Raw genomic sequence first — 22,026 nt, 5'->3', positions numbered from 1 at the left:
CCTTTTAATTAAAGTATTGAAATGTTTTCATGCGGCAATTCATAATAATCTTCCTTCGCGCCGGTCATAAAAGTATAAAGGAAAGCCAAAGGACCGACCCTGCCGATGAACATAAGCAGAACTATGATTATCTTTCCTCCCCATGTTAATTCCGGCGTCAATCCCATAGAAAGTCCTACGGTGCCGAATGCGCTGAAAGCTTCGAAAGCTACCTTGGTTAAATCGGCGCGCTCGGTTATGGTTAGCAGAAAAATACCGAATGTAATGAAGAAAATCGAGAGACCCGCTTTGATCAACGCTTTTATTATTACTTCGTTGGGAATAGCGCGGTTATATATGTAAACTTCTTTTTTGTTTTTTAAGATGGCAATCGAACCGTAAAACAAAAGAGCGAACGTTGTTGTTTTAACGCCGCCGCCCGTGCCGCCGGGAGAAGCTCCTATAAACATCAGTAAAAAAAACAATACAGCCGTGGGTGTCGTTATTAATCCGAAATCAATTGTATTGAATCCTGCGGTTCGAGCCGTTACCGATTGAAAATATGACGCGTTTATTTTTTCGAATAAATTCAAGTTCCTCAATGTATTGTGCTGCTCAAGGAAATAGAAAGAAACTGCGCCGAATATAATTAATAGAATTGTGCTGACGATTACAATGCGCGTTTGCAGCGGCAGCTTGATGGATAATTTCCCCATCTTGCTTGTGATATTTTTGAATTTCAAAAGGGATATAATCGTAGGGAATCCCAATCCGCCCAATACAATTAATATTGATATTGTGGTAGTAAACAGATGATTGTAGCGTACGGCGGGGTCCATCAAATTCATCGTAAAGAGCGAAAAACCTGCGTTGCAAAATGCCGAGACGGAATGAAAAATCGAAATGAACAGAGCATCGTTAATGTTGCTGAAAGAATTTCTGGAACTGTAGAATAAAACAGCCGCGCCTGCGGCTTCGATAATAAAAGTGATGGCAAGCAAATATGTCAATACTTTTGTAATTGCTCCGATGTTTTCTTCTTCGAGTAAATCGTGGAGCAATATCCTTTCTTTAATACCGAGACCGCCGGATAAGAAAATTGCAAAAAACGTGGTGAAGGTCATCAAGCCGAGTCCGCCGATCTGGAATAACGCCATAATTGTCAGTTTCCCGAATGTGGTAAAATACGTAGCCGTGTCGACGGTAATTAAACCGGTAACGCATACAGCGCTGGTAGACGTAAAAAGCGCGTCGACAAAAGATATTTTGCCTTCGACTGTGGCTGCGGGAAGCATTAAAGCGAACGTGCCGACAATTATGGTAAACAAAAAGCTGAATATAAAAAGCCGCGACGGGTGTATTTGAGATTGGAGCAGTTTAATGTTGTATCGCAAAGTTCCTGAAATTATTCCGACGACAATAAATATTTGCGCAAAGACAATATATAGATAAGTTATGTTCTTGAGTTTTAAAGCCGCGCCTATTCTTTCTACCAGGCTTAAATTGAAAAAAGAAAGCAAGCCTTCCAGCAAAATAAAGGAGATAATAAGCATTTCGGATTTGTGGGATTTTATATGGGCGGCTTTGTCTTCGGCAATGTACAATTGGAGAATGTGATAGAGAATGAATATGATAATAACGCCGATTGTGATAAAATGAAGCGTTCCGGCTTCGTCGCTCTTTATACGGAAACCGTATTCTACAATGATCGAAGCTATGCCGAGTATGCTCGAAATAATTACGATAATTTTGGAGAACCTGGCTATATTTTCTCGTAGTTCTTTTTTCAATTAACGGTATTTAATTTGTTTGCCACAATTTGATTAAAATGATTCAAAGTCTCTTCGTAAAATTGCCTGTCAAAAATATAAAAATTTACTTCATATGTGTAAGTGTTTTTAAGAGCGTCGAATTTTTTAAGAAACACTTCCGCTTTCTTTCGGGTGTATAAATAAGGATTGGAAAGAGAAGCTTCCTTCAAAACGTTAATTATATAGTCGTGCTCAATGGAAGAAGGAAGTTCTATTTCGAGCGTAATCAATTGTTCCCGGTTGCCGATATTTATATTCTCCACCGGGTTGTTTAAAAACAGCGAATTCGGCAGCGAAACGTTCGATCCGTTGTCGGTAACAATTATTGTGTGCCTCCAATTTATGTCCGTAACTTTTCCGGTAAAATTGCCGACGTGAATAATATCCCCTTTTTCGAAAGGCGGGTTGTAAGTCAATAGAAAACCGCCGATTAAATTTTTAACCACCGGCACAGAAGCAACCGCCAAAGTAATTACGATAATTATTAAAAACGCAAGCAGTATCTCTTTCGATACGCCGAATGTCAGATTGATAAGCAAATAGATCGCCAGTATTATTGTAATGGCTTTCAAAGCCGGAACGAAACGCGACGCATAAAAAGGAAACCGCCGGGCAAAAGCCGATTTGTTGCTCCGGTTGAGCAATCGGAATATTGTAAATGTAATAAATATCAGAAGCAGCGCTTCGAGTATCGTTATAAAATCGATGGATTTGAAAATATCCACAACGCGTTTTGACTGATACGGCTTGGAATAATTTTTCGCCGGCGATTTTATTGCTTCCTTTGCAGCGTCCGTCGATGCAATAACTGAATCTTTCGCTTCGTCTATCTGATGGATAGGCGCGGATTTCAACAGTGTGTCCCGAGTGTATACGGCGGGATTTAAAGAGCGCATTGTGCCGCGCGTTAATAAACTGTCCTGCGAAAAAGCATTGCCGGCAATTAGCAATGCCAATAATGCTATGTAATATTTCGTCTTCACTATATGATGTTTCTCTTTTTTAATTCTCTTTCGATTAATTTGAAAAAGAAACGGTTAATAAAAAAGTGAGCCGAACTGACGCTCCATTCGTGCTTTTCGATCAAGTTTTTTGTGTAAAGATAATCGAGTATTTCTTTCGACTTGCTGATAGGCAGATTGAATAAGACCGCATGCTCGTCGTATGTCAGAGTTCCGTGCAAAACAATGCTGAATAACGAAAGCAAATAAATATCTTCCAGCTTCGCTAAAAGTTTTGACTCGATTTTTCTGGGCACTTTAATGAAAACTTTATTGTCTTTTATTTCTTCGATCGAAAGAAGCCAGAAGAACATGGCGGCGATTATATTGCCTTCGGCAAATTTCTCGAGTTTGTCGAAGTAGAGCGACGCCAGTTCCTTTTGTTCGTCTTCGTGCGACTTAGGCTTTACGAATTTCGATTTGAATTTGTATAACTCCGAAGGTTTGAATACGAGATTATAACCGGTTGCGTTGTGCCTTGTCGTTATAATTGTGCGAAGATCTTTTTTGTGAAGGTCGTTTGCAATTATTTCTTTTTCGAAAGCGTGTCTGTATTCAAAATTATCCCTTATAAATTCCCAGCTGTATTTATCCGAAGTGCAAATCCATAATGTGTTTTCCGAAGTCGAATTTATCAGATAACGCAAAGCGTTCAACGCGTCGTAGCCGGAAAGCTTGCGAAGGTATAATTCGTTCAAGTTTTCGAGTACTATAACTCTTTTGTTGCTTTTATCGTTCAGGAGGAATACGAGTTCGTTCAGCGAATAAGTGTGATTGTATCCCAATTCCCGGCATAATATACTCAATAATTCGCGCTCTTCGGTAACAGTGTTTGTAAATTCATAACGGACAATGTTATATGGTTTTAGATAGTTGTTAATAATGAAATTCAACAAACTTGATTTTCCGCTGCCTGTTTCGCCGGCAATCAGAAGCGAAGATTTTTCGTTTCTTTTGTGCCGTTCGACGACATATTTAATCGTCTTTTCCACCTGGTCGAGCCCTACAAACAGATTGTAAGTTTCGATCGGCGTCCCGTCGAATAGCTTTTTGTAGATAAAGGGGAGTTTTTCGATTTTGGATTTATTGAACAAAGATTCCGAATCGGCGTTTCCTTCTTCTATCTTGATAATGTTGTATTTTACAAGGAGGTCGTTGATTACGTATTTGAAGTACAGGTCGTAATTTCGTTTTAGGATTACTTTGTATTTTCTGAAAAAGTATTTTAATTCGCCGCGTATCTGATTGTATGCTTCTATCAGTTTGCCCTTTTGCTCGGTTTTCACGAGGTATGTTTTGATGTCGCCGTACGACTTTTTCATTATCAAATCGTTAATCGATACGAGACTTGCGGAAACTCTGTCGGTTAGTCGTTTATTGATATCAGTTTCTATACGGTCGATTAACTTGTTTACCTCTTCGATGCGGAAGGACATTTTTTCGTAAAACGAATTGGCGAGATTGATCGCCAGCTGTCTGTCAGGTTCGGGTTTTTCCAGTTCCTGAATGGCTGTGTCGAAGTGGAAATTTATTATCAGCAGGTAATTTTTAACCTCTTCGGTGATTAGCGAAAACTGATTTACCATCAATTCGTTTATTTCGCCGATATCGACGGAAAGTTTATTGTGCAAAATTGTATTTGCAATAGATCGAATCGGAACCGCCTTGAGCGATTGGAGTTTCGGAATTCTTTCTTCGAGCACCAGGTCTTCTTCTTCGAGCAGTTCGATGGTTTCCGGCAAAGACGCCGCAATGCTTTTGAATCTGCCGATAAAATGGTCGAACAGGAAGTCGATTTTCTTTCCTTCGCTGACTTCCTTTAAAATTTTTAGCTGCCGTTCGATGACATTTATAAAATGAGAATATTTTTCTTCGTGAAATAGCTGCTCGAGTTCCTCGTTGCTTAACGAATCGACGTCGGCTAATTTTTGACGGAAGAATTTCAATTCTTTCACTAAGAGAGCGTTGGTTTCGCGTATGTCTTTATTGATTTCTTCCGATACGCTTATAAGAGATTCGGCGAGCGTTACGTCGATATCGACTTTCAATTTGTCGATGTATGCTTCTTTCTGGAAAAGACCGATAATTCCCGCGTAATAGATTGTCCAATAACGTATCGATTGAAGAGCCAATTCTTTTGCCCGTTCGCTCTTTTCGAATACTTTCGAAAAACGGTATTGTCTTTCGTTGAACTCGTGCGTGCCGGCTATATGAAGCGTATCGATCAACTTGTTGAAAGGATTTGCGACTGCATAAAAAAGACGCCGTCCTATCTCTTCAACCGTGGCGTTTATTTCATTTGTGTAAACGGTTATGGAAGACGTCATCTGTTGATGAATCTCGTCGAGTTTTTCGATCAAAAGCATCGGAAGCGCGACGTTGTCTTTTTCGTTCAGCGCCGTTTCGAGAAGTTGGTCGAGCTCTTCGTTTGTCTGTTTGTAGAAAGTTCTGAGAATTTTCAAAGTGGTGAGTCTTTCGATTCCCACGAGATTAACCGACTCGAGAATTTCCTGCGAAGATTCGCCCACGAGATAATACTTTGTCAGATTGCGGTATTTGATTCTTCTGCGGAGTTTGTACTCTTTATTAAACAGCCTGTTGATTTTAAGCTTGGAGCGCAGTAAGAACTTTCGCAGTTTAAGCGCGGCGCCGTCGTCCGGCGACGGAGTGTATTTTTCTTCCTCAAGATCGACGAGGTATTCGTATTTCAAACCGTCGGTCAAATCGATAAAAGCGTAGAACAGGTCTCTAATTAAAGGCTCGAGATTGAGAATTCTTTTTTCGGTTTTCTTTCTTTCTTCGCAAAGCGAGATGAGCCACTCGGAAAGATTCTTTTTAGCCCTCAAAATCTCCATTCGTATTTTCGAATGAGTTATTGCCGGATCGCTCAGGAGTTTCTTGAGCGATTGATATTCGTCAGAATATTTTTCCGTTAGACTGACGAGCAGCTCGAGCGATTCTTCTCCGCGCGATTGAATAAACTTTTTGTCGAAATCGGAGAGTATGTTGTTTACTTTGATTAATATATTATAGAGCGATTTGTTCAGTTCGTCGTGATGAAGATCGGGCTCTTTGAATTTTGCTTTAACTTTTGCGGGTTTTATTACTTTTTCGATTTCTTCCTTTGGAAGTTCCGCAGCCTGCGCTTCTTCTGTTTGAGAATACGATTTCGCTTTTGCAATACCGATCTTAAACAATACGGGTCCGATAAAAATATTCAAAGCCACTACCGCGGTAATCAAATTTTTGAGTTCGGCTCCCAGACCCGGCAATTTTTGACTTATTATCAACCCCAGTCCGAGCATCAAACCGCCGATAGAAAGAAATCCCATCCAGCTGAATTTCGTTATTTCAACCGTTTCGCGCGTCGCTTTGGTTGCGAATGTAATCGAGAGATAGAAAGCGAGCGCTCTGACCGACACGATTATTATGCCGATTACAATCGCTTCGGAAACGGAAATTAGATTGAGAGAGGCTCCGGCAATAGTGAAAAATGTAATAAATATCGGCAGTGAAATTTTTTCGAGAGGTTTGTGTATCTGCCCGCCGAAATCGCTGAAATTTTGAATTATAAAGCCCGCAGTTACGAACGTTACGAGCATTTCCAGATGAAGCATCATTGCTATTTCGCTGCCGAAGACTACGAATGCAATTAAAAATAAAAGCAATTCCCTGTTAATATATTTCATGTAGAGCAAACCCGCGCCTCCGAGAATTCCGCCGAAGAGTATCGAGAAGAGGAGCTCTTTCCCGAGCGCAATAAACGGAGATTCGCCTCCCGATGAAAGCGACAATAGGGAAGCGGAAACAGTAAGCACGATTGCAAGCAAAAGTATTACTAATATGTCTTTCAGTATGGCGGTGCTCAATATCAAATCGACAAATCTGCCTTTTGCATTCGATTCGTTAGCCACCACAAGTGTAAGTTCTATCGACGTGCCGAGCGCAATTACGGAAAGTATTAGTCCCGAAGCCAATTTGGGAGCCCAGCTTTCTCCCGACAGGAAAGGTATGAACGGCGACAATAAATATACCGTTCCCGTAATCAATACAAAAACGGCGAGTGTTTTGAATAGCAGAATCAGAAGCGAAGATTTAAGAAAAGATTTAATCGCGTTGACTTTCAGTTCCAGTCCCGCTGTAAGGGCAATGAGCGCAAGCGTAACGTTGTTGACCAGACTTATATCCTTGATTACCTGGTTGTTAAATACCTGAAGGAGTTTCGAGCCGAATATAAAGTAGGAATACGGACCGAAGATTATGCCTATTAAAAGATAGCCGATAACGCGAGGCAGTTTGATCAATGCAAAGATTTCGCCTAACGCAAATGAAGCTATAATCAAAAATCCGAGAACAGCGAGCGTTTTGGGATTGATAATTCCCGTCGTCTCTACCTGAATTGTTTCGACGAACAAAAAAATCGAGAATAAAATCGATATAACTATTATTCTTCTAAGAACAGGAATCATTTTGCCGCTCCTCTGATTTCGCCGGCGTCGATCAACAGCCGTTTGGACAGCCGGTAGCTGATCAATCCGAAGAAAATCATGGATGTTAATATACAGCTTACAACAAGATTTGTGAATTCATTCTGATATACGTTGATGTAATCGACGACCATGGCGCACACAATTATATCCTGAGGCAATAAGCCGAGTCCGATGTTCGGTATCAATTTGTCTTTTTCAAACGACGAAGCGTAAGCCAGATAGCCCGAAAATCGTTTCGAAACGAAGCGTATTAGTATAAACGCCGCCGTCGCGGATACAAAGAATATCGGCTGCAACGGAATCCAGTTGAAACCCGCCATTATTACAACGAGTATTCCTACAGGCTCGCTTATTTTTGTGAGCGGTTTTTCTATTTTTCCCGCTATCTTGGAAAAATTCGCAAGTATAAAACCGAGAATGAAATTCATAAAGAGCGGAGAGATATTGATAAAATAACCGATTCCGCTCGTGAATACTATCGTGCCGATAATCGCCACAAAGAATTTTTTTTCGTCTTCTTCTCTGCCCAAAAAGATATTGAGTAAAATTCCGATTAACAGCGCAAGCAGTATGCTCGTTACTATCCATTCGATGGGCGATTTAATGAACGTATTGGTAGAGCCGATGTGAATAATTCCGAAGAGCAGTCCGAAAAGGAAAATATTAATGTCGAGATTTATCTTCGTCGATACGTCGAGCGCGGATGTAATTTTACCGGTAATCTGATATCGGTTCATAATCGATTTGATCAATGAGTTCGAAGAAACAGAACCCATTATACCGAGCGCCGCCGAAGCCGCGAGTATAACCTCGATCTTGGAACCGGGAAAAAGATAAAAATAAAAGACGGAAAAGGATATTCCGCCTATAACCAATACGGAAAAAATAATGTCGAAAGTGGCTACGCGAATATGCTCCGAGTCGGCGTTTTGAAAATCGCTTACTTTGAATTTGAGTCCGTATACAAGTCCGATTATTCCGGTAGCAGCCGCAATCCCCGGCGCCATTTGCCTCAGTAAATCGTCGTTGACAAGATTCGGAATGTTGAAACCGAAATTGACGTTAAGCCAGTTAGAGAATGAAGGTCCGAGGAGTATTCCGAGCAATATATATTCCAAACCCGCAGGCAGAGAAACTTTAGTTAACAGTTTTTCCCTGAACAGGTTAGCGCCTAAAAATCCAACAACAAGAACAATTAAAAAAATAAAAAGAGGCGACATAGCCTTATCGTATTATTCTGAAAAATCACCCGTTAATTTAACGAAAAAAGTTGTTTTTTCTGAATAAAACATTTTATCCCGTATCCTTGACGGGAAGCGGATTAAAAGCTTCTTTGCGGCTTGTAATATTGTTTGAACGAAACCGTTTTTTAAACGAAATCCGTGAACTTAATTTTTTATATTTGTGTCAAAAAAAACAATTGTTATGACGATAGCCGAAAAACAGAAACAATTGGTCGAAGAATTCGAACAGTATACCGACTGGGAAGAACGCTACAAACACTTAATCGAGCTGGGGCGGCAGATGCCCGAAATGAAAGAAGAACTGAAAATCGACAAATATAAGCTCGACGGATGTCAGTCGCAGGTTTGGATTAAAGCCGAACTGAAAGACGGCAGAATTTATTTCGAAGCCGACAGCGACGCGGCAATTGTTAAAGGCTTGATTGCGCTTCTTCTTAAAGTTTACTCGGGGCACACGCCCGATGAAATTTTGTCCAATCCGCCCGAATTCTTGAAACAAATAGGCATCGATAAACACCTTTCCCCGACTCGCAAAAACGGCTTGGCTGCAATGATGAAGCAGATTCAGATGTACGCCGTCGCTTTCAAAACTCTTGACGGCAAGAAATGATTATCTGTGTTGTTCGATCAAATCGGATTCGGGACATTGATTGCACTCGAATTGCAGCGTAATATGATGAATGTCGAATCTGTCGTGTAACCGTTCGATTATCTTTTTCCTTAGCCTGTCGCTTTCGCTGATTTTCATATCTTGAACGTTAACGTGCGCCTCGAGATGTATATCGTTTTCGCCCACCATCCACATATGTATGTGATGGATGTTTTCCACTTCCGAAAATTTTTCCACTTCCTCTTGAATTTCTTCGACGGAAATGTTTCCGGGCGCTCCTTCCATTAACACGTGAATCGCTTCGAGAAGAATCGAATAACTTTCTTTAATGATGTAAATGCCGATGAGTATCGTCAAGAGTGGATCGATCCAATGAATCTGCCAGAGAAATATCGCAATTCCGCCTCCCAAAACAGCAACGGACGAAATCGTATCGCTTAACAAATGAAGATACGAAGAGCGGATGTTCATGCTCGATTTCGAATCTTTTCTGAGAAGTAAAACAGCCAGCAAATTTGCCAGCAATCCGACGAAGGCGACAATGCTCATTATTCCCGGTTCAATTACCTCGGGCGAAGAGAACCTCTTTGCGGCTTCGTAAAACAGATAGACGGATATTACAATCAACACCGCGGAATTTATTACGGCGGCGAGTATTTCGGCGCGTTTAAGTCCGAACGTATGACGCGGCGAATTTTTCCGGTGTTTCAGTTTCAAAGCAATGTAGCTTATTACGATCGAAACGCTGTCGGAAAAATTGTGGAGCGCGTCGGATATCAACGCCAAACTTCCCGATATCAATCCTCCTATTACTTCCGCCGCGGTAATAACGAGATTCAACAGTATTACAAAAATCAGTCTGCCTTTGGTTGCCGTCAGCACGTCGCTATGTGAGTGATTGTGTCCCAATTGTAATTATTTATTATTTTTAAGTACAAAAATCAGCATAGACGGAATGAAAAACAAATTTTATAATGCTTTCGATATCAAACGTTTGAAAGAGAGCGAACGTTCAAACGACTATCGCACTCCGTTTCAAATAGACCGGGACAGAATAATTCATTCGTCGGAATTCCGAAGACTGCAGGGCAAAACTCAAGTGTTTTTGCCGGGCGAATACGATTTTTACCGCACGCGTTTGACGCATTCGATTGAAGTGGCTCAGATTGGCAGGTCTATTTGCAATTACTTGTGCAAATCGCATAAAGAGTTTTTCAATGACGAATTTCATATCGACGCCGACCTCGTAGAAGCAATTTGTCTTGCTCACGATCTCGGGCATCCGCCGTTCGGACACGCAGGCGAACGGATATTGAATAAATTGATGCTCGACTACGGCGGCTTCGAAGGGAACGCTCAAACTTTGAGATTAGTAACGGAAATTTTCTACCGCGACGGAAATCGTTATCGCGGTATGAATCCCACGCGCGCTTTCCTCGACGGAGTGCTGAAATATAAAGCCCTGTTCAACCAATTCGACAAACCGGAGAATCATTTCCTTTACGACGAACAGTCGGTCTATATCGATTTTATATGGGGAAACGGGTACGAATCCGTTAAGAATGATACGGAATTGTTGAACAATTTTCGCAGCATCGAGTGCCAGATAATGGATTGGGCAGACGATACGGCTTATGCTGTTAACGACCTGGTCGACAGCATTTCGGGCGGATTTATCAACATTGCCAAACTCTCCAAGTGGAAACAAAATAATTGTAAGACTGGGCAAGAGGAAGAAATCGTAGACAGCATTATCGACTGGATAAAAGAAGATAATTACAAGCAAAAATTCGGAGCGCAAATAGGCGAGTTTATCGCCGCGTGTTCGATTGAAGAAAGAAACACTTTTCTGGACGAACTTACAAACAGATACGCGTTCGAACTGATCGTTCCCGATGAGATAAAAAAGCGGGTTGAAATCTACAAAAAAATTTCGGTCGATCTGGTCTTCCGTTCGCCTACGCTTCATCAAATCGAATTCAAAGGAAATTCGATGATCGAAAAAGTGTTCAAGCTGCTCGAAGAGAATTATATCGTGGAGACGGGCGCAAGCAAACTTCTGCCCGATTTCAACGACAGAATAATTCGATCCGAATCGGAGAAAAACCGCAGAGCCCGTTTGGTTTGCGATTATATTGCCGGGGCTACCGATTCTTATGCAATGCGGATTTACAGAAGACTTTTCGATCCGGACTACAGTTCGCTTACCGACCTTGTCTGATTGTTAAGAATTTCGGGCGTGAATTCGGCGTCGTAAAAAGAAAGTAATTTCCTGATTACTGCTTCGACGAGCGAGTCCGGGCACGACGCTCCGCTTGTTATTGCAACTACGGGCGGTCTGTCCTTCGGCAGAAAATTATTTGCCGCCGTTTCTTTTTTTTGCTTGATGTCGAAATAAACGATTTCTTCTTTTGAAATTATATTGTCCGGGTCGGAAATAAAATAAGTCGGGAATTTGGACGAAAGGATTTCGACAAGATGCGAAGTGTTCGAGCTGTTGTAACCGCCCACCACAATTGCCGCGTCGGCATTTTGTTTTGAAAGTTCGTATGTAGCCGATTGATTGTCGTTTGTAGCGTAGCACAGAGTATCGCGTGTGTCGGCAAAATGCTCTTTGAGATTTTCCTCTCCGTATTTTTTCGTCATTGTTTGTTTGAGCAGATTTGCAATCTCTTCGGTCTCTTCCGCCAACATTGTCGTTTGATTGACCACTCCGATTCTTTCCAGGTCTTCGGGAAATTTGAAATCCGGAGTAAGTTTGTTTTCGAAAAAACGGTAAAATTCTGTTTTGTTTTTGTTACCCAAAATGAAATCGGAAAGAATAGCGGCTTCTTTAATGTCCCGCACAATTATCGAAGGGGCATTGAGAGAGGCGTGCGAAAATGTGGCTCGCGTTTCTTCGTGATAATGCTTGCCGTGAATTACAATCGTATAGCCTTTGCCGCCAATAGCCGCCGAACGATTCCATACTTTCTCTACAAAAGGACACGTTGTATTGTACTTTACCGTATCGATGTTTTTGCTTTTGAGCAGGTTTTCCGTTTCGACGGTGGTTCCGAAGGCTGGAATTATTACAATGTCCTCGCTTGTAATTTCGTCCCACGGCACAAATTGATTGCCGTGACTGTCCATTATAAAATTGACGCCGTTGCTTTTCAAATCCTCGTTGACGTGAGGATTGTGAATCATTTCGCTCAGCAGAAAAATTCGTTTACCCGGATTCGACTTTACTGTTTTGTATGCAATTTCGATGGCGTTTTCCACGCCGTAACAAAATCCGAAATGCCGCGCAATCAATAACGTAATAGAGCCGAAATCCAGACGCGTCGGCGAAAAATCCTTTTTCAACGGGTCGGATGCTTTTCGGTTTGCTTTTATTGCCGAAATAATCGGACTTCTGTAAAAATCGGGTATATCGAATTTCTTCATTTTAGTTCAGTTTTTCGCGAATTCTTTTTTCGAGAAGGTCTACTTCGTAAACGTATCCCGGATAATCGTCGTTATTTCTTCCGGCTTCCCTGCAAAGCTCAAGCGTATCGAGCGCTTCGGCAAATTTTCCCTGACGGTAGAGGAGTTTGGCTTTTATCAGATATGTATAGAAATTTTTAGTAATAGAAAGCGCCTTTTCTATCCACGCGCCCGCCTCGTCAAGGAAGACGCCGTTTTCTGCTGCGTAACGCGCCGCCACAAGATAAACCTGCCAGTCGTCCGAACCGGCTTTTGCCAATGCCTCTTTGATTCGTTTGTAAACTTCTTCGTTTAATTTAATGGCGACGTCGAATGAAATCTTAAGATTTTCCCAGCGCATTTCGACGGTGCATACCGAATCGGAAAATTCGGGAAATAAGAAGAGCAGCCGTTCGGTAAAATCGGTCTTTTCGGGTTTTGCTTTGAATCTTATCAGGTCTAATTCCGGGTCGTAATCGAGTCCCCAGCCCAGCTTTTTGTTAAGAATGACCGTCCATTCGTTTTGAGAAGGAATAGTAAAAATAGAATAGATGCCCGCCGGAACCGTTTGACCGTCGATTATTACGTCGGTTGTGAATTTGATTCTGGTCGATTCGTTTGCACCCGTTCGCCATACTTTGTCGTACGGCACTAATCCGCCCCAGATCTTTCTGCCTTTAACGCCGGGACGAGAATATTCGATTGAAATGTCTGTGTAGCCGATTCGCTGATAAACTTCGGCTTTCGGACTCAAACGCGGCAGCTCCAGCTGTCCGTATAATACGCTCGAGACTAAGATTAAAATTGTTAATAGCTTTTTCATCGGGTGACCTTTCCATAAAATTAATCGGGTTACCAATAATAATAAAGTTTCTTAAAATAAAACAAACGGCGGAGCGTTTAAGTTCTTATAAAATACGGCGACGGCAGCGCAACAAAAAAAGGCTGCCGGTAAGGCAGCCTCGTATTGTTTTTATTTATCCTGCATAAAAGGATATCTGTAATCCTTTGGCGGAATGAAGTTTTCCTTTATTGTTCTTGCGGAGACCCACCTGAGCAGATTGAGATAGCTGCCGGCTTTGTCGTTTGTGCCGCTTGCGCGCGCGCCTCCGAAAGGCTGCTGACCTACTACGGCGCCGGTCGGCTTGTCGTTAATATAGAAATTGCCTGCGGCGTTCGTAAGGATTTTATCGGCAAGTTCGATTGCCTTTCTGTCCTGCGCAAAGATTGCGCCCGTCAACGAATAAGGCGAAGTCTCGTCGCAGAGATGGAGCGTTTCTTCGTATTTATTGTCGTCGTAAACATAGATTGTCAAAACCGGACCGAATATTTCTTCTTCCATTGTTTTGAATTTGGGATTGGTAGTCAGGACGACGGTCGGCTCGATGAAATATCCGATTGAATCGTCGTAGTTTCCGCCGAACAGGATTTCGGCTTCGTTCGAATTTTTGGCGTATTCGATATAACTTGTAATCGAATCGAAAGCGTTTTTGTCGATAACCGCGTTCATAAAATTCGAAAAGTCCTGAACGTCGCCCATCCGTACTGTTTTTAGTTCGTCTATCATAAATTCTTTAAGCGAGTTCCAGATCGATTTAGGAATATAAGCTCTCGAAGCCGCCGAGCATTTTTGTCCCTGGTATTCGAACGCGCCTCTAATAAGAGCCGTACCGAGCGCTTTCAGATCCGAACTTGCGTGGGCGAATATGAAATCTTTTCCGCCGGTTTCGCCGACTATTCGCGGATACGATTTGTATTTCGACAAATTATTGGCGGCTGTTTTCCACATCGACTGGAATGTGGGAGTGCTGCCAGTAAAATGAATTCCGCCGAAGTCGGGCGAATCCATGACTATTTTGCCGACTTTGGAACCGGAACCCGGTATAAAATTGATAACTCCTTCGGGTAATCCTGCCGCTTCAAGAAGTTTCATAATCCAGTAGGCAGAATAGACCGAACTCGACGCCGGTTTAAGAAGGGCTACGTTTCCCATCAACGCGGGTGATGTCGGCAGATTTCCGCAGATCGAAGTAAAGTTGAAAGGAGCAACTGCAAAAATAAATCCTTCGAGCGGGCGGTATTCCATTCGGTTCCACATTCCGGGCGGCGAGTGGAGCGGCTGGTCTTCGTATATTTTCATTGCGTAGTATGCGTTAAAACGGAAGAAATCGGCAAGTTCGGCGGCAGAATCGATTTCAGCCTGGAAAACGTTTTTGCTTTGTCCGAGCATTGTGGCGGCGTTGAGTATATAACGCCATTCTGTTGAAGAAAGGAGGTCGGCGGCTTTAAGGAATACCGCAATTCTGTCGTGCCATTCCATTCTCGACCAGACTTTGTGAGCCTTCATCGAGGATTCGATTGCCAATTGAATCTCTTTTTCTCCGGCTTTATGGTATTTAGCCAGTACGGTTTTGTGGTCGTGCGGACAGACGGAATCGGCGGTGTCGCCGGTTTTGATTTCTTTGCCGTCGATAATCAACGGAATTTCGATAGTCTGCCGCGCCATTGAACTGAGCTGCTTTTTTAAGGCGTCGCGTTCCGGGGTTCCCGGAGCATAACTTTTAACCGGCTCGTTGGGTGGCGCCGGTACGCTGAATTTTGCATTTGCCATAACATCCCTTTTTATTGTGAAAGGATAAATTAATTTATGACATAAAATTAGAAAAAATATGACAATTAAAAACCGGAATCGACAGGAGGGGGGATGATTTGGTTTGTTCGAATATCTGCTTGCAAAATCATTTTTTGAGTTGGACTAAAAGATTGTCTTTGCGAGGAGCGAGCAAAGCGAACGACGAAGCAAACTCGAATTAATGTCAGCAGAGATTACTTCGCCCGCTGAAAGCGGGGCTCGTAATGACGGACAGCGAAAGGAAATCTATACTGCACACAAATTCGGAAAAAGAAAACTGTGAAAGCGCTTCTGTCTTTGCGACCCCAGAATGCGGGGGAAACAAACTCTAAACAAAACTTCGTCTTTGCGAGGAGTGAGCAAAGCGAACGACGAAGCAAACTCTTATGAATACCAGTGAGATTACTTCGCCCTGCTGAAAGCGGGGCTCGTAATGACGGACAGCAAGAGGGAAACTATGCTACACCTACATACGGGAAAAAACAAACTGTGGAAGCGCCTACATCTTTGCGACCCCGCAGAATGCGGGGGAAACAAACTCTAAACAAAACTTCGTCTTTGCGAGGAGCGAGCAAAGCGAACGACGAAGCAAACTCGAATTAATGTCAGCAGAGATTACTTCGCCCTGCTGAAAGCGGGGCTCGTAATGACGGACAGCGAAAAGAAATCTACACTGCGCCCAAATAGGGGAAAAAACAAACTCTGAAAGGACGCCCGTCTTTGCGAGGAGATCCGAAGAAGACGGAACGACGAAGCAAACTCAATTTAAGCCGCTGAGCGCGCGAAGAGCTCAAAGACACAGTCTTTCCAAATCAGCCAACATTAATTAAGATAATATTCCACGCTGTCTTTCTGAACCCGCCAACGGTGGGTGAAGAATCTCGAAAATCTGTCGTGCGGATTCTTCGACATGCTGCCAACGGCGGGTGAAAAAACTCTGTCTTTTCCCTTATCATTCAGCCTGTAGCGGCATTCCTCAAAATTGTAAGAGGATGTGTTTGTTGATGTAAGTCGGAAAATGAAGACTACTCAAAAGCTACGGCAATTTATTTTGAAATATATAAACAAAGTAAAAAACAAATTTCGTAACATACCCCTTCGTTTTTCAAAAAAGAAGCGGCTCGCACGCGTATATTAAATGAACAGATATCCATTCAAAATATAAGCGTAGGAGCCGCAACTAATTTTATTCATATTGATAAGTCATGCTCAAAGAATGTTTTCCGTCGCCTGTAAAAATTGTTTCGGTTAACGGAAAACCGTCTGGGTCATATGTATATGTAAGACCGATTCCGTTTGATGAGCCTTCGGACGTAGTAATTTTATTGATAATGTTGTTTTTACTTTGCGTTGAAGCTTCATACAGAATATCTTTAAAATTATGCCAGGGATTAATTTTATCGTCGTATTGCATGATGTGCCGGTACGTCAATTTATTCAGGTAAAATTCTTTTATTTCGACTACGTTGTCAGCGTTATCATAATCATATTCGATGTAATAAAACAGGCTGCCATGAGTAAGATACTGTTCTTTTTTTATCAGTCTGTTTTGATCGTCGTAAATGAATTTAAGATAGCCGTAGGGAGTGGAATTATTTCCTATATACAAATCCTGCTTGTCCAGTCTGCCGTTCGAATCGTAGATAAACTTTTTAAGTATGGACGTCCCGGATTCGTATAGTAATTCATTCAGAGGTTTATCGTCGTCGCCGTATTCAAATTCCCTCGAAGTATAAATTTCCGAATTGATAATCTGTTCGTATTTTATCAGACGGCTGCCTTCATAATAGAACGCGGAATAATTTTGTTCATTCTGAACTATTTTTGAAAGGCGTTTTGAAATGAGTTCATTCTCAGGCATAACCGCGTTGTTTTCTTTGCAGCCCGGGAATAAAACGACGGTGAGAAGCGATAAAAGGAAAAATGATCTTATGCGTGACATTTTACTACTCCTTTTTTGTGTGTGGAAAAAAGAGTAGAGTTATTTCATCTTTTCCTCGTTATTAATTATAGAATATTCTCTTTTCATATTTGTTTCGAAATACCGGTACGGGATCATCGCGAAGCCGGTAATTCCGGCCCGGCTTCGCTGTCTAAATTTATTTCCGTTCGATTTCTTGAATCATATTGTCTTGCTTAAACGAATATTAGAAATAAACGCTTAAACCGAATAACACCAAAGTAGTCATTGATAAAGCGTTCGATTTTTCTTTAACAATCGGAAGCTGTTGTCCGTTGGCAAAAATTTTTCTTTCCGTATTATTCCAGCCGTAGGAAAGAAACGTTAAGTATTCAGCGTGAATGCCAATATTCTTACTTATAAACCATTCGGCTCCCAGTATTCCCCTTAATCCGGCAGTAAAACCGGTTCTGTCTATTTCGTTTTTATAATTGGAATAACCGCCTTCGTCGTTCTGACTTGAATATAACAACATAAGACCGCTGCCGCCGTACATAATAAAGTCGTCTTTTTTAATCAGCTTCCAGAGATAATCCGCTCCAATGCCGAAGTCCAAGCTTGTTTTGTCGTTTTCCGAGACCACAGAGCTGTCTTCATGTGAAAAGTCATATGTATTAATCGATGGAGAAATAAAAAATCTCAGTTGATTTGAATTCTCCAACATTTTCTTGAAGGCAATATTCATATCGAATTTACTCAGAGTGAAATTATCCGAAATGCCGAAAGTAAGCGCGTATCGTGAATTCGCTGTATCGCTTTGAGCCGATACAAATGACGATAACAACAAAGAGACAATTACTCCAAATACGGTTTTCATTTTCTGCTCCTCTTAAATGTGGTAATATGATTTTGTTAATACGCTTGCTTAAATTGGAAAACGAAAGCGTATGAAAAAATCCGGATTCATAAATTATTATTGTCCGTCTTTTTTAATCCGCTCCTGTTCATATAAAAGGAGCATGGCTATTAAGTTAGCTGAAATTAAAACGGGTTATTATTGAATCCTGTAGAAATTATTGAGCGGTTGACCCTCGTTAAATATTTCTAAGTATGAATGCTTTTAAAATATTTGCATTGAATATAATTTAACCTAATAAAAATGTCAAGAATAATGTGAAATTAATACGGAGGTTATTCTCTGTTAAAAGAAAGATGGATTTTTTACGGCATGCCCGCGTTCAATGCCGGGCACCTGCATTCCCTTACTTCAAATACAAACTCGTCTTTTCGATCCCCAGAATGCGGGGGAAGCAAACTCTAAAAAAACCTTAGTCTTTGCAAGAAGCGAGCAAAGCGAACGACGAAGCAAGCTCTGATGAATACCAATGAGATTACTTCGCCCCGCTGTAAGCGGGGCTCGTAATGACGGACAGCGAAAAGAAATCTATACTGCATACAAATCCGGAAAAAGCTAACCGTGAAAGCGCTTCTGTCTTTGCGAGTAGCGAGCAAAAACGAACGACGAAGCAAACTCTGATGAATACCAGTGAGATTACTTCGCCCCGTTGCAAGCGGGGCTCGTAATGACAAATAGCGAATAGAAATCGCCGGCTACGGAAAAAACAAACTCTGAAAGAACGGCTGTCTTTGCGACCCCGCAAAATGCGGGGGAAGCAAACTCACTTTAAGCCGCTGAGCGCGCGAAGAGCTCAAAGACACAGTCTTTCCAAATCAGCCAACATTAATTAAGATAATATTCCACGCTGTCTTTCTGAACCCGCCAACGGCGGGTGAAGAATCTCAATTCTTGAGAACCGAAACGCCGGATAAACTGCAGACCAAATGACAAAGAATAAAAAAGCATTAAATTTAAATGAGAGAGTTGATTTTTTTTTTTTCTAATTGTTATTATCTTATCAAAGTAAAATTAATTAGTTTAATACGAGGGTAAAACGGGGGCAATCCGATGAAAAACCTGATTAAAACAATACTTGTTGTAGTAATACTACTTGTAAATTCCTGCGGAGAAGGAATAACCGAACCCGAACCAGGAAGACGGGACTATATATGGGAGGTGGATGAAATTAATCCGGGTTATGAATCATTATCCCTGGGAAGAATCTGGGGAAGCTCTCCGAATGATGTCTGGGCGGTCGGTTCAAGCAGCTGGACTGCAACAAGTATATGGCATTATGATGGAATTAAATGGGAAACCGATTCGATTCCAAGGGCAGTTGATCCTACGGCCATATGGGGATTATCAAAGAACGAAGTTTGGTTGGGGAATTATGATTACAATAATAACATTTGGAGATATAACGGATCAAAATGGTCGTTATTTGGAAGTTATATATTAGATGGTTATGATATACTTTGTATTAACTATTTTGATGGAACGTCATCGAACAATATTTATGGCGTAGGTTTTGTAGAGTTATATGGAAAAAGTAAGTGGAAAGCTATTATAATGCATTATAACGGAACGAATTGGAGGTTTGTAGATATACCAGAATCAAAAGCGAGCTTTGAATCCGTTGCGATAGTTCCTGGTAGCGATATATTAGTAATGGGTGGAACAATATATGATCCCAAAGGATTTATAGCAAAAGTATACTGTTGGGATGGTAAAGAATTAAAGGAAATATTTTCATCATTAGGGGGATGGACGTTTGTGGTAAGACTCGGCAATGAAATATTTATTTCCCATTCTTCGCAAATTTATAAGTATTCCGATAAGAGATTAACGCTTTGGATGGATAATCGTGGTAAAGGAATAAACGGTAATATAATTTGCGGGAGAAGCAGAAATGATTTTTTTATTGGAGGTGATGAGGGGATTTATCATTATAATGGAAAAGAATTTTATAATATATATAATACAGAATTAGTAGTTCGTCGAGGGTATATATTTGAAAGAGATGTGTTTTTTATCGGCTTAGATTATGCCAATGGTAAAAATTATATAATACACGGCAAACTAAAGTAGGAGGCGTGAGTAAATAAATTAAGAGAGGGTGATTGCGGCACCCTCTCAAAGAATGCAAATAAAATCAGGCTGCTCACCTAAGCCTTAATTGGTTAAGGCATTTTTATTTGCGAAATAAAAATAAAATAAATCAAGGAAAAACAAAAATACCTGGAGGCGTTATGAAAACGTTCATTACATTCTTTCTCCTATTTCTTTTTTTCGGAAATATTTATTCTTATGAAATACGCTTTATTAGACCTCAATATGGAGAGGTGTTTTATTGTAGCTCAGAGGGAACGGCTTATATAAATATTCAGACGTATTCTAGTGGAGAAAAAAAACTCCATTATTATTACAGGAAATTATTTACCGAAGATTCTATTTATGTTAGGGACGCTGTTCCTCAATGGAAACACGTAGGACATGGAATACATACATGGAAGATCGAACTTTGGGAGGGTGATATTTTTACCGGGCAAGAATATAAAGTTGCAGAGAACACCGTAACCTTTCATGTTAAATATTTAATATATGTGAAAAACAATTTCAACTCCGGTGTTATTAAAATCGATGGAGTGGAGCGAAATAGCGGTTCTTCAGTGGGAAAGTTTATAGGAGAAAATATTACCTTAGGAGCTATAGATCAGGATGATGGTCAAGGATATTATAGAATATGGAATACGAGCGGTATGAATAACAGTAAATGGAAATTAAATGATGTCCCTATAGTTGGTGCAACATCCCGTAATTATACACATACAGTTCATAATGATGATAACCTCGCAACAATAACAGCTGATCTTAAGAAGGTTTGCAACGTAACCTTCGAGAATAATTTCACGAGCGTGGGCAACGGGGGCATGATTAAAGTCAACGGGGTTCAATACAGTTCTCCCACGTCCCAATTTCAGGTCGTGGAAGGCAACACAATAACAGCCGAGGCTGAATATTATTACCACATAAACGGTATTAACTATACTTTCCTGAATTGGAGCGACGGATCGACTTCGCGCAGCCGTACGTTTTCGATTAGTCAGCACGAAGCAGTAAAAGCAAATTACAGAGGCAAACCGACAAATAACGGCGAGTATATCCATTTCGGAACGCAGGTGGGACAACCCATAGTAATATACTGGACGGACAATCCGAATGCTAACGTAACTCAATATCAAATATGGAGAAAAGTAAAGCATAACGGAGTAATGGGGAGCGAACAATTAATAGCAACGGTAAGCAGAGGAACGGGCCAATATACCGACCGCGATTACGTATTGACGTCGGGTTACACTGACGACATAATCTACTACGATGTCAGGGGCTATTATTCGGTGGAAGGCACGTATTCCGATCCGGATTACGTATCGGTCTACGGCGCCGAGCCGCTTTATAAGTCGGGTTTATCGGGAAAGCCTGCGGAGTATTCGATCGGCGCATATCCGAATCCGTTTAATCCGGCAACCACAATAAAATATCAATTGCCGGAGAGAGGACACGTGACGATAAAGTTATATGACGTAACGGGCAAAGAGGTAAAAGAGCTGGTAAATGAGATAAGAGATTCGGGATATTATGAAGTAGAGTTGAACGGAAGAGATTTGTCGAGCGGGGTTTATATATGCACGATAAAAGCGAACAAATATAACAAGAGCATAAAACTGATGATGGTAAAATGACGGATTATGAATGTGTCTGTAACAGTATTCGCAGGGGTTCGTGCGTTCAATGCCGGGCCCCTGCATTCTCTTGTTTCAAATACAAACTCGTCTTTGCGACCCGCAGAATGCGGGGGGAAACAAACTCTAAACAAAACTTCGTCTTTGCGAGGAGCGAGCAAATCGAACGACGAAGCAAACTCAAATTAAATAATAGAGAACGCAAAGGTAAAGGACACAGTCTTTCCGAATCAGCCAGCATTAATGAAGATAATAATCCACGCTGTCTTTC

15 protein-coding genes are annotated in these 22,026 nt (G+C 41.3%); 4 read left to right on the top strand and 11 right to left on the bottom strand.

The window, feature by feature from the left end; translation table 11 throughout:
• Positions 1–8: 8 nt before the first annotated feature.
• From ACSSWA_RS14495 to ACSSWA_RS14480, 4 genes are read right to left on the bottom strand one after another with little or no spacing between them, the layout of a single operon-like run.
• A complete protein-coding gene (locus ACSSWA_RS14495) occupies positions 9–1,769 on the bottom strand; it encodes a TrkH family potassium uptake protein (RefSeq protein ID WP_437357293.1) in 1,761 nt (586 codons plus the stop codon).
• Positions 1,766–2,773 (bottom strand): mechanosensitive ion channel family protein, encoded by a 1,008-nt coding sequence (locus ACSSWA_RS14490; protein WP_437357291.1) that lies wholly within the window; start codon positions 2,771–2,773, stop codon positions 1,766–1,768. Before ACSSWA_RS14490 ends, ACSSWA_RS14495 begins: the two co-directional genes overlap by 4 nt.
• Positions 2,773–7,260, bottom strand: coding sequence for a cation:proton antiporter domain-containing protein (locus ACSSWA_RS14485; protein WP_437357289.1), 4,488 nt, complete (start codon positions 7,258–7,260; stop codon positions 2,773–2,775). Before ACSSWA_RS14485 ends, ACSSWA_RS14490 begins: the two co-directional genes overlap by 1 nt.
• On the bottom strand, positions 7,257–8,501 hold the full coding sequence (locus ACSSWA_RS14480) for a hypothetical protein (protein ID WP_437357288.1): 1,245 nt from the start codon (positions 8,499–8,501) through the stop codon (positions 7,257–7,259). Before ACSSWA_RS14480 ends, ACSSWA_RS14485 begins: the two co-directional genes overlap by 4 nt.
• Positions 8,502–8,706: 205 nt before the next feature.
• On the opposite strand from ACSSWA_RS14480, the gene ACSSWA_RS14475 reads away from it, so the two are divergent.
• A complete protein-coding gene (locus ACSSWA_RS14475) occupies positions 8,707–9,135 on the top strand; it encodes a SufE family protein (RefSeq protein WP_437357286.1) in 429 nt (142 codons plus the stop codon).
• Here the strand turns inward: ACSSWA_RS14475 and ACSSWA_RS14470 are convergent, their stop codons facing one another.
• Positions 9,136–10,044, bottom strand: coding sequence for a cation diffusion facilitator family transporter (locus ACSSWA_RS14470; RefSeq protein ID WP_437357284.1), 909 nt, complete (start codon positions 10,042–10,044; stop codon positions 9,136–9,138).
• A gap of 46 nt (positions 10,045–10,090) precedes the next feature.
• Here ACSSWA_RS14470 and dgt point away from each other — a divergent pair, with 46 nt between their 5' ends.
• Positions 10,091–11,356 (top strand): dGTP triphosphohydrolase, encoded by a 1,266-nt coding sequence (dgt, locus tag ACSSWA_RS14465; RefSeq protein WP_437357282.1) that lies wholly within the window; start codon positions 10,091–10,093, stop codon positions 11,354–11,356.
• Here dgt and ACSSWA_RS14460 read toward each other — a convergent pair.
• From ACSSWA_RS14460 to ACSSWA_RS14440, 5 genes are all read right to left on the bottom strand, one after another.
• Positions 11,329–12,564, bottom strand: a complete 1,236-nt coding sequence (locus ACSSWA_RS14460) for a 4-hydroxy-3-methylbut-2-enyl diphosphate reductase (protein WP_437357280.1) — start codon at positions 12,562–12,564, stop codon at positions 11,329–11,331. The two genes, dgt and ACSSWA_RS14460, sit on opposite strands and share 28 nt — an antisense overlap.
• A gap of 1 nt (position 12,565) precedes the next feature.
• On the bottom strand, positions 12,566–13,405 hold the full coding sequence (locus ACSSWA_RS14455) for a DUF2911 domain-containing protein (RefSeq protein WP_437357278.1): 840 nt from the start codon (positions 13,403–13,405) through the stop codon (positions 12,566–12,568).
• A 150-nt stretch (positions 13,406–13,555) separates the two neighbouring features.
• Positions 13,556–15,193 (bottom strand): L-glutamate gamma-semialdehyde dehydrogenase, encoded by a 1,638-nt coding sequence (gene pruA, locus ACSSWA_RS14450; protein ID WP_437357276.1) that lies wholly within the window; start codon positions 15,191–15,193, stop codon positions 13,556–13,558.
• A 1,207-nt stretch (positions 15,194–16,400) separates the two neighbouring features.
• Positions 16,401–17,156, bottom strand: coding sequence for a hypothetical protein (locus tag ACSSWA_RS14445; protein WP_437357274.1), 756 nt, complete (start codon positions 17,154–17,156; stop codon positions 16,401–16,403).
• Positions 17,157–17,361: 205 nt separating this feature from the next.
• On the bottom strand, positions 17,362–17,991 hold the full coding sequence (locus ACSSWA_RS14440) for a hypothetical protein (protein WP_437357272.1): 630 nt from the start codon (positions 17,989–17,991) through the stop codon (positions 17,362–17,364).
• Between the two features lie 1,089 nt (positions 17,992–19,080).
• Between ACSSWA_RS14440 and ACSSWA_RS14435 the strand changes: the two genes are divergently transcribed.
• Both ACSSWA_RS14435 and ACSSWA_RS14430 read left to right on the top strand, forming a co-directional pair.
• Positions 19,081–20,100, top strand: a complete 1,020-nt coding sequence (locus ACSSWA_RS14435) for a hypothetical protein (protein ID WP_437357270.1) — start codon at positions 19,081–19,083, stop codon at positions 20,098–20,100.
• A gap of 842 nt (positions 20,101–20,942) precedes the next feature.
• Positions 20,943–21,755, top strand: a complete 813-nt coding sequence (locus tag ACSSWA_RS14430; protein ID WP_437357268.1) for a T9SS type A sorting domain-containing protein — start codon at positions 20,943–20,945, stop codon at positions 21,753–21,755.
• A 46-nt stretch (positions 21,756–21,801) separates the two neighbouring features.
• Here ACSSWA_RS14430 and ACSSWA_RS14425 read toward each other — a convergent pair.
• On the bottom strand, positions 21,802–22,026 hold a 225-nt coding region (locus tag ACSSWA_RS14425), incomplete at its 5' end, for a hypothetical protein (protein ID WP_437357266.1).

The sequence above is a fragment of the Melioribacter sp. Ez-97 genome, from assembly GCF_051488665.1.
Taxonomy (GTDB): Bacteria; Bacteroidota; Ignavibacteria; order Ignavibacteriales; family Melioribacteraceae; genus Melioribacter.
This window is presented reverse-complemented; position numbering and strand designations above follow the sequence as displayed.